Raw genomic sequence first — 8774 nt, 5'->3', positions numbered from 1 at the left:
GATGAGGGCCTGCGCTTCGCGATCCGCGAAGGCGGCCGCACCGTCGGCGCCGGCGTCGTCGCCAAGATCGTCAAGTAGGCGGGCCGCCGCTTCGGTCCGGGCGGGGCGGGGCGCTGGCGCGTCCCGCCCCTTTCGCGTTTCAGGGGAGGGTCACGATGTCGCAGCAGGGCGTGGAACTGGCGAGCTTCGGGCGGCGCCTGGCGGCGCAGCTGCTCGACCTGCTCTGGCTGCTGCCGCTCTCGGTGCTGCTCGGCACGCTGGGGGCGCTGGCCAATGGCGGCGAGCTCTCGGTGGCCGGGGAGGCGATGGCCAATGTCATCGGCGCCCTGGTGGTGCTGATCTTCTGGGTGGACCGCCAGGGCACCCCCGGCAAGCTGGCGCTGGGGCTGCGAATCGTCGATGCCGAGACCGGCGCGCCGCCGCCCTTCGGCCGGCTGGTGCTGCGCTATATCGGCTATCTTCTTTCGGCCCTGCCGCTGTGCCTCGGCTATCTCTGGATGCTCTGGGACCCTCGGCGGCAGGCCTGGCACGACAAGATGGGGCGCACCCTGGTGGTGCGGCTGCCGCAGGCTGCGGGCGGCCGCTGAATTCTCGTCGCCGCAGCATCTCGACAGGCTCCGCCGGCTGGGATAGAGGACCCCGCTCGCGCGGAGCCGTAGGGGCGTAGCTCAATTGGCTAGAGCGCCGGTCTCCAAAACCGGAGGTTGGGGGTTCGAGACCCTCCGCCCCTGCCAAGCGGCCGCGCGAGATCGTGGCCGAAGGCCCCTCCCCAAGGGAGGGGCCTGCGACGCGCATCCCGGAAATACCTTCGTTCGTCGTCCATCCGGAAAGGGGCCCGTCTTGGCCAAGTTCGATCCCACGCAATATGTCCGCGAGGTGCGGCAGGAAGTGGGTCGCGTCACCTGGCCATCGCGCAAGGAGACGCTGATCACGACCGGCCTGGTGCTCGCCCTCTCGGCCGTGGCGGCGGTGTTCTTCCTGGTTGTCGACCAGATCATCGCCTTCGCGATGCGCTGGCTGTTCGGTGTGGGAGCCTGAGGCGGGTCATGGCGGACAAGAAGTGGTACGTGGTCCACGTCTATTCGGGCTTCGAGAAGAAGATCGCCCAGCAGCTGCGTGAGCAGGCGGCCCAGAAGGGCCTGGCGGATGCCTTCGAGGAGATCCTGGTCCCGGCCGAGGAGGTGGTGGAAGTCCGCCGCGGCCAGAAGACCAACCAGGAGCGCAAGTTCTTCCCCGGCTATGTGCTGGTGAAGATGGACATGACCGACGACGCCTGGCACCTGGTGAAGAACACGCCGAAGGTGACCGGCTTCCTGGGCGAGAAGAACCGCCCGACCCCGATCCGGGAGAAGGAAGCCCAGGCCATGCTGCGCCAGGTGCAGGAGGGTGCGGAGAAGCCCAAGCGCCCCGCCATCATCTTCGAGGTGGGCGAGCAGGTCCGCGTCGCCGACGGCCCCTTCACCAGCTTCAACGGCACCATCGAGGAAGTGGACGAGGAGCGCGGCCGGGTGAAGGTTTCGGTGAGCATTTTCGGGCGCTCGACGCCGGTGGAGCTGGAATACGGGCAGGTCGAGAAGCTGTAGTCGACGAGACTTCGACAAAGCCAGGCGGGCCGGATCGCAGGATCCGGCCCGCTTTGCGTTTGCGGCTGGACTCAGCCCGGACGGGGGGCTATACGCCCGCCTCCGCTGACCGGCCCGGGGCTTACCCGGGCCGTTTCGCGTGGCCTGGAACGCGGGAGACCCCTCTTCGGGGGTCGCATGAACCGCGGTCCTCAAGAGAGGATGGATCGCCCGATGGCGAAAAAGATTGTTGGCTACATCAAGCTGCAGGTGCCCGCCGGCAAGGCGAACCCCTCGCCGCCGATCGGCCCGGCGCTGGGTCAGCGTGGCCTGAACATCATGCAGTTCGTGAAGGAATTCAACGCGGCGACGCAGCAGATGGAGCCGGGCACCCCGACCCCTGTCGTCATCACCGCCTATTCCGACCGTACCTTCTCCTTCATCACCAAGACCCCGCCGAACACCTACTTCCTGATGAAGGCCGCCAAGATCGAGAAGGGCAGCCTGACCCCCGGCAAGGGTGCGACCGTGGGCCGCGTCAGCAAGACGCAGCTGCGGGAGATCGCGGCCGTGAAGATGAAGGACATGAACTGCACCGATATCGAGAGTGCGGTGCGCATGCTGGCCGGTTCCGCCCGTTCCATGGGCATGACCGTGGTGGAGGGCTGAGCCATGGCCAAGCAGGGCAAGCGCCTGAAGGCGCTGATCTCCGGTCTCGACCAGAACAAGAACTACGCGCTGGAGGAGGCCATCGCACTGGCCAAGGCCAATGCCAAGGCGAAGTTCGACGAGACCATCGAGATCTCGATGAACCTCGGCATCGACCCGCGCCATGCCGACCAGATGGTCCGCGGCGTGGTCGGCCTGCCGAACGGCACCGGCAAGACCGTGCGCGTGGGCGTCTTCGCCCGCGGCCCGAAGGCCGAGGAGGCGCTGGCCGCCGGCGCCGATGTGGTGGGCGCGGATGACCTGGCCGCCGCCGTGCAGGAAGGCAAGATCGAGTTCGACCGCTGCATCGCGACGCCGGACATGATGGCGCTCGTCGGTCGCCTGGGTAAGGTGCTCGGCCCGCGCGGCCTGATGCCGAACCCGCGCCTCGGCACCGTGACCATGGACGTCAAGGGCGCCGTGCAGGCGGCCAAGGCCGGCCAGGTGGAGTTCCGCGCCGAGAAGGCCGGCATCGTGCATGCCGGCATCGGCAAGGCGAGCTTCGAGGCCGAGAGCCTGGTCGCCAATGCCCGCGCCTTCATCGACGCGATCCAGAAGGCCCGCCCGACCGGCGCCAAGGGTACCTATGTGAAGAAGGTGGCGCTGTCCTCCTCCATGGGTCCCGGGCTGAAGGTCGACCTGGCCTCGCTGTCCAGCGGCAGCTGATCCCTTTCCCGCCCCGGATCCGGGGCGGGCGCTATTCGGCACCTTTCGGGGTGCCGGGCAGGGCAGGGGCGCAAACCCCTGTCCGAACCTGTCGGAGACCTCCTGTGGCCTGACCCTTCGATGGGGCGGGCCTTGAAGCGGCGCAGGCCGCGCAGGTGAGAGATGGGGTGCCGAGAAGTTCTGCCGGTCCGGGTGCTTGGCACCTGGCCTGGCTTGGCTTGGTAGGTCCCGTTCCAGCAGGCCTTTCGGGGTGGTTTCCACCTCGCGCTTGAACCGGCCAGGGCCCCTCCACAAGGTCCGGCCAAAGACGGAGACGGACGTGGACCGTACGGAAAAGCAGGCCTTCGTGCAGGCCCTGCAGGCGGTGTTCGCGGAGACGTCCTTCGTCCTCGTCAGCCAGAACAAGGGCTTGACGGTGGCGGATGCGACGACGCTGCGGCGGCGCATGCGGGAAGCCGGCGCGACCTACAAGGTCGCGAAGAACCGGCTGGCCGCGCTCGCCCTCGATGGTACCAGCTTCCAGGGCATCTCGCCGCTGCTGAAGGGCCCGACCGCGCTTGCGTGGTCGCGGGACCCGGTGGCGGTGGCGAAGACGGCCGTGGATTTCGCCAAGGGGAACGACAAGTTCGTCATCCTTGGCGGGGCGCTGGGGAAGCAGACGCTAGACGCCGAAGGCGTCAAGGCGCTGGCAGCCCTGCCGTCGCTCGAGACCCTGCGCGCACAGCTTCTGGGCCTGATCCAGACGCCGGCGACGCGGATCGCGGGCGTTCTGCAGGCCCCGGGTTCGCAGCTCGCGCGGGTGTTCTCCGCGTATGCCAAGAAGGACGAGGCGGAGGCGGAGGCGGCGTAAGCCCCTCCCCAGCCTGACGATTCGGCCCGGCGGGAAGGGTTCCCGCTTGGGTCTTGCAAATACCAAGCCAAGCCAATATATCGAAGGATACACACATGGCCGACCTCGCAAAGCTGGTTGACGAGCTCTCCAGCCTGACCGTCCTGGAAGCCGCTGAGCTGTCCAAGATGCTGGAAGAGAAGTGGGGCGTTTCCGCCGCGGCGCCGGTCGCGGTTGCGGCGGCGCCGGCGGCTGCCGCCGCGGCTGCCCCGGTTGAGGAGAAGACGGAGTTCACCGTCACCCTGAAGGCCGGTGGCGACAAGAAGATCAACGTGATCAAGGAGATCCGCACCATCACCGGTCTCGGGCTGAAGGAAGCCAAGGATCTGGTCGAGGGCGCGCCGAAGGTCGTCAAGGAGTCCGCGACGAAGGACGAGGCTGCCAAGATCAAGAAGGTGCTGGAAGAGAACGGCGCCGTGGTCGAGATCAGCTGAGCCGATTGCGCGCCCAGCCCAGCCCGACCAGGTCGGGCCGGGCGTGCAAAATCCCGGCGGAGGGCCTTCGGTTTGCCGCCGGGCGACATATCTACGGGAACGGGCGGAACTCCGAAGCCGGAGTCCCGCCCGCGCCCGCGTTTGACGATGGTAGGCCGGGTGTTTGGGCCAGCAGGTCCGGGTACTTGGCGCAAACTGGCGAAATTCCTCCGGGCGCGGTGCGCTGCCGGCAGGCACGGGAAGCGGGACAGGCATGAACGCTATCACGAAGTCGTTCACCGCGCGGAAGCGCATCCGGCGGTCTTTCGGGCGGTTGCCCGAAGTGGCCCCGATGCCAAACCTCATCGATGTGCAGCGCGCCTCCTACGAGGCCTTCCTGCAGATGGGCGTGGATCCGGATGTGCGGCTTCATGCGGGACTTCAGGAAGTCTTCAAGTCGGTCTTCCCGATCGACGACTTCGGCGGCCGGGGCCGGCTGGAATTCGTCCAGTACGAGCTCGAGGAGCCGAAATACGACGTCGAGGAATGCATCCAGCGCGGCCTGACCTTCGCCGCCCCGCTGAAGGTGCGGCTGCGCCTGATCGTCTGGGACGTGGATGAGGACACGGGTTCTCGTTCCGTGCGCGATATCAAGGAGCAGGACGTCTACATGGGCGACATGCCCCTGATGACGGACAACGGCACCTTCATCGTCAATGGCACCGAGCGCGTCATCGTCTCCCAGATGCACCGTTCCCCGGGCGTCTTCTTCGACCACGACAAGGGCAAGACCCACAGCAGCGGCAAGTACCTCTTCGCTGCGCGCGTCATCCCCTATCGCGGCTCCTGGCTCGACTTCGAGTTCGACGCCAAGGACATCTGCTACGTCCGCATCGACCGCAAGCGCAAGCTGCCGGCGACCACGCTGCTCTATGCGCTGGATTCCGCCTGGACGCAGAAGCAGCGGGCGGAGCGGGCGGCCGCCGGCCTGCCGCCGCTCGAGATCAACGAAGTCCGCGGCATGGATGCCGAGGAGATTCTGAACAGCTTCTACGGCCAGGTGGTCTTCGCCCGCGGCCCGAAGGGCTGGTCGCGCCCCTTCGACCCCGATGCCTTCCGCGGCGTGAAGCTGCAGGAGCCGCTGATCGATGCCCGCACGGGTGAGGTCGTGGCCGAGAAGGACGTGAAGCTGACGCCGCGCGCGGCACGCAAGATCGCCGAGGGTGGCACGACCGAGGTGCTGGTCGGCCGCGCCGACCTGCTAGGCCGCTTCGTTGCCGAAGACATGGTCAATATGGAGACCGGCGAGATCTGGGCCGAGGCCGGCGAGGAGCTGACCGAGCCGAAGCTGACCGCCATCGAGGAGGCCGGGCTCGACCGGCTGGCGACGCTGGCGATCGACCAGGGCGCGGGCCCCTGGATGCGCAATACCCTCGCGGTGGACAAGAACAGCAACCGCGACGAAGCGCTGATGGACATCTACCGGGTGATGCGCCCGGGCGAGCCGCCCACCGCCGATACGGCGGAGACGCTGTTCCGCGGCCTGTTCTTCGACAGCGAGCGCTATGACCTCTCGGCCGTGGGCCGGGTGAAGATGAACATGCGCCTCGGCTTCTCCGCCGAGGAGGTGCCGGACACCCAGCGTACGCTGCGCAAGGAGGATATCGTCGAGACGGTGCGCGTCCTGTTGCAGCTGAAGGACGGCAACGGCTCCATCGACGACATCGACAATCTCGGCAACCGGCGCGTGCGTTCGGTCGGCGAGCTGATGGAGAACCAGTACCGCGTCGGCCTGCTGCGCATGGAGCGCGCGATCAAGGAGCGCATGGGGTCGGTCGATATCGACACCGTCATGCCGCATGACCTGATCAATGCGAAGCCGGCCGCGGCCGCGGTGCGGGAATTCTTCGGCAGCAGCCAGCTGTCGCAGTTCATGGACCAGACCAACCCGCTGTCCGAGGTGACGCACAAGCGCCGCCTCTCGGCGCTTGGCCCGGGCGGCCTGACGCGGGAGCGCGCCGGCTTCGAGGTGCGCGACGTGCACCCGACGCATTACGGCCGCATCTGCCCGATCGAGACGCCGGAAGGCCCGAATATCGGCCTGATCAACTCGCTTGCGACCTTCGCCAAGGTGAACAAGTACGGCTTCATCGAGACGCCCTACCGCCTGGTGAAGGACGGCAAGGTGACCGGTGCGCCGCGCTACCTCTCCGCCATGGAGGAGGAGCGCCTGGTGGTCGCGCAGGCGGATGCCGAGGTCGACACGGATGGCAGCTTCAAGTCGGAGCTGGTCAGCGTGCGCGATGGCGGCGACTTCCGCCTGGTGAAGCCGGAGGAGGTGACGGCGATCGACGTCTCCCCGAAGCAGCTGGTCTCCGTCGCCGCGGCGCTGATCCCGTTCCTGGAGAACGACGACGCCAACCGCGCGCTGATGGGCTCCAACATGATGCGCCAGGCGGTGCCGCTGATCCAGGCGGATGCGCCGCTGGTCGGCACCGGCATGGAAGCGGCGGTGGCCCGCGACAGCGGCGCCACCATCGTGGCGAAGCGCAACGGCATCGTCGACAGCATCGACGGCGCGCGTATCGTCGTGCGCGCGACCGGGGATGACGGCACCACCCGTGGCGTCGACATCTATCGCCTGCGCAAGTTCATGCGGTCGAACCAGTCGACCTGCATCAACCAGCGTCCGCTGGTGAAGGTCGGCGACCGCTGCAATGCCGGCGACATCATCGCCGACGGGCCTTCGACGGAATTCGGTGAGCTGGCGCTGGGCCGCAATGCCCTCGTCGCCTTCATGCCGTGGAATGGCTACAACTTCGAGGACAGCATCCTGATTTCGGAGCGCATTGCGCGCGACGACGTCTTCACCTCGATCCATATCGACGAGTTCGAGGTGAATGCCCGCGACACCAAGCTGGGCCAGGAGGAAATCACCCGCGACATCCCGAACGTCGGCGAGGAAGCGCTGCGCAACCTCGACGAGGCCGGCATCGTCTACATCGGCGCCGAAGTGCAGCCGGGCGACATCCTGGTCGGCAAGGTGACGCCGAAGGGTGAGAGCCCGATGACGCCGGAGGAGAAGCTCCTCCGCGCCATCTTCGGCGAGAAGGCCTCCGACGTGCGCGACACCTCGCTGCGGCTGCCGCCGGGCGTGGCGGGCACGATCGTGGATGTGCGCGTCTTCAGCCGTCGCGGCGTCGACAAGGACGAGCGCGCCATGGCGATCGAGCGCGCGGAGATCGAGCGCCTGGCCAAGGACCGCGACGACGAGAAGGCGATCCAGGAGCGGTCCTTCCATTCGCGCCTGCGCGAGCGCCTGCTGGGCCGCAAGGCCTCCGGCGGCTTCCGCGGCGTGAAGGCCGGCACCGAGATCACCGACGAGGTGCTGGACCAGTTCGCCAAGCAGACCTGGCGCCAGATCGGCGTGCAGGACGATGCGGCGATGGCCGAGATCGAGGCGCTGAAGCGCGAGTTCGACGCGGCGGTCGAGCGGCTGCAGAAGCGCTTCGAAAGCAAGGTCGAGAAGCTGCAGCGCGGCGATGAGCTGCCGCCCGGCGTGATGAAGATGGTCAAGGTCTTCGTCGCGGTGAAGCGCAAGCTGCAGCCGGGCGACAAGATGGCGGGTCGTCACGGCAACAAGGGTGTCGTCTCCCGCGTCGTGCCGATCGAGGACATGCCCTTCCTGGAGAATGGCCGTCCGGTCGACCTGGTGCTGAATCCGCTGGGCGTGCCGTCGCGCATGAATGTCGGGCAGATCCTGGAGACCCATCTGGGCTGGGCCTGCGCCAATATCGGCCAGCAGATCGGCGACCTGGTCGAGGAGTATCGCCGCGGCGGTGCGATGCGCGAGGAGCTGATCACCAAGCTGCGCGACGCCTATCCGGAGGAGACGATCAAGTCCGAGATCGAGCCGATGGACGACGACCAGCTGATCGAGCTCTGCGAGAACCTGAAGAAGGGCGTGGCCATCGCGACGCCGGTCTTCGACGGCGCCCGCATGGCCGATATCGAGGGCATGCTGACCAAGGCGGGCCTCGACAAGTCCGGCCAGTCCTGGCTGACCGATGGCCGCTCCGGCGAGCGTTTCGAGCGCAAGGTGACGGTCGGCTACATCTACATGCTGAAGCTGCACCACCTGGTGGACGACAAGATCCACGCCCGCTCCATCGGCCCCTATTCGCTCGTCACCCAGCAGCCGCTGGGCGGCAAGGCGCAGTTCGGCGGCCAGCGCTTCGGCGAGATGGAGGTCTGGGCGCTGGAAGCCTATGGCGCCGCCTATACGCTGCAGGAGATGCTGACGGTGAAGTCGGACGACGTGTCGGGCCGCACCAAGGTCTACGAGGCCATCGTGCGCGACCAGGACAACTTCGAGGCGGGCGTGCCGGAATCCTTCAACGTGCTGGTGAAGGAACTGAAGTCGCTGGGCCTGAACGTCGACCTCGAGAACCGTCCGACCTGATCGGCCGATTTGACTGCCCCGCGCCGGTTCCGGCTGGCGCGGGTCTCTCCCTTTTCGTGGCGCGAGGCCTTGGG

At 67.4% G+C, this 8774-nt stretch carries 9 protein-coding genes and 1 tRNA gene; all 10 read left to right on the top strand.

The features are described 5' to 3' along the window. Positions 1–78 (top strand): hypothetical protein (locus ACTIF1_RS21705; RefSeq protein ID WP_439598539.1); only part of this gene is annotated, 78 nt, incomplete at its 5' end. A 77-nt stretch (positions 79–155) separates the two neighbouring features. Beyond that, positions 156–587, top strand: a complete 432-nt coding sequence (locus ACTIF1_RS21700) for an RDD family protein (protein WP_439598535.1) — start codon at positions 156–158, stop codon at positions 585–587. Positions 588–657: 70 nt separating this feature from the next. Then, positions 658–734, top strand: a tRNA-Trp gene (locus ACTIF1_RS21695). A gap of 106 nt (positions 735–840) precedes the next feature. Next, positions 841–1038, top strand: coding sequence for a preprotein translocase subunit SecE (secE, locus tag ACTIF1_RS21690; RefSeq protein WP_216837894.1), 198 nt, complete (start codon positions 841–843; stop codon positions 1036–1038). 8 nt (positions 1039–1046) lie between these two features. Further along, positions 1047–1583: a transcription termination/antitermination protein NusG gene (gene nusG, locus ACTIF1_RS21685; protein WP_439598534.1), complete on the top strand. Its 537-nt coding sequence runs from the start codon at positions 1047–1049 to the stop codon at positions 1581–1583. A 213-nt stretch (positions 1584–1796) separates the two neighbouring features. Next, positions 1797–2231: a 50S ribosomal protein L11 gene (rplK, locus tag ACTIF1_RS21680; protein WP_216837896.1), complete on the top strand. Its 435-nt coding sequence runs from the start codon at positions 1797–1799 to the stop codon at positions 2229–2231. A 3-nt stretch (positions 2232–2234) separates the two neighbouring features. Further along, positions 2235–2936 (top strand): 50S ribosomal protein L1, encoded by a 702-nt coding sequence (rplA, locus tag ACTIF1_RS21675; RefSeq protein WP_439598533.1) that lies wholly within the window; start codon positions 2235–2237, stop codon positions 2934–2936. Between the two features lie 319 nt (positions 2937–3255). After that, positions 3256–3786, top strand: a complete 531-nt coding sequence (gene rplJ / locus ACTIF1_RS21670) for a 50S ribosomal protein L10 (protein ID WP_439598532.1) — start codon at positions 3256–3258, stop codon at positions 3784–3786. 95 nt (positions 3787–3881) lie between these two features. Further along, a complete protein-coding gene (gene rplL, locus ACTIF1_RS21665; protein WP_439598531.1) occupies positions 3882–4259 on the top strand; it encodes a 50S ribosomal protein L7/L12 in 378 nt (125 codons plus the stop codon). Positions 4260–4512: 253 nt separating this feature from the next. Continuing rightward, positions 4513–8700 (top strand): DNA-directed RNA polymerase subunit beta, encoded by a 4188-nt coding sequence (rpoB, locus tag ACTIF1_RS21660; RefSeq protein WP_439598530.1) that lies wholly within the window; start codon positions 4513–4515, stop codon positions 8698–8700. Positions 8701–8774: the final 74 nt, after the last annotated feature.

This window comes from Falsiroseomonas sp. (assembly GCF_051860665.1).
Taxonomy (GTDB): Bacteria; Pseudomonadota; Alphaproteobacteria; order Acetobacterales; family Acetobacteraceae; genus Falsiroseomonas.
This window is presented reverse-complemented; position numbering and strand designations above follow the sequence as displayed.

Coding starts and splice junctions, on each gene's coding strand:
- rplA (WP_439598533.1), top strand. CDS start 2,235: ATGGCCAAGCAGGGCAAGCGCCTGAAGGCGCTGATCTCCGGTCTCGAC.
- rplK (WP_216837896.1), top strand. CDS start 1,797: ATGGCGAAAAAGATTGTTGGCTACATCAAGCTGCAGGTGCCCGCCGGC.
- ACTIF1_RS21700 (WP_439598535.1), top strand. CDS start 156: ATGTCGCAGCAGGGCGTGGAACTGGCGAGCTTCGGGCGGCGCCTGGCG.
- rpoB (WP_439598530.1), top strand. CDS start 4,513: ATGAACGCTATCACGAAGTCGTTCACCGCGCGGAAGCGCATCCGGCGG.
- rplL (WP_439598531.1), top strand. CDS start 3,882: ATGGCCGACCTCGCAAAGCTGGTTGACGAGCTCTCCAGCCTGACCGTC.
- nusG (WP_439598534.1), top strand. CDS start 1,047: ATGGCGGACAAGAAGTGGTACGTGGTCCACGTCTATTCGGGCTTCGAG.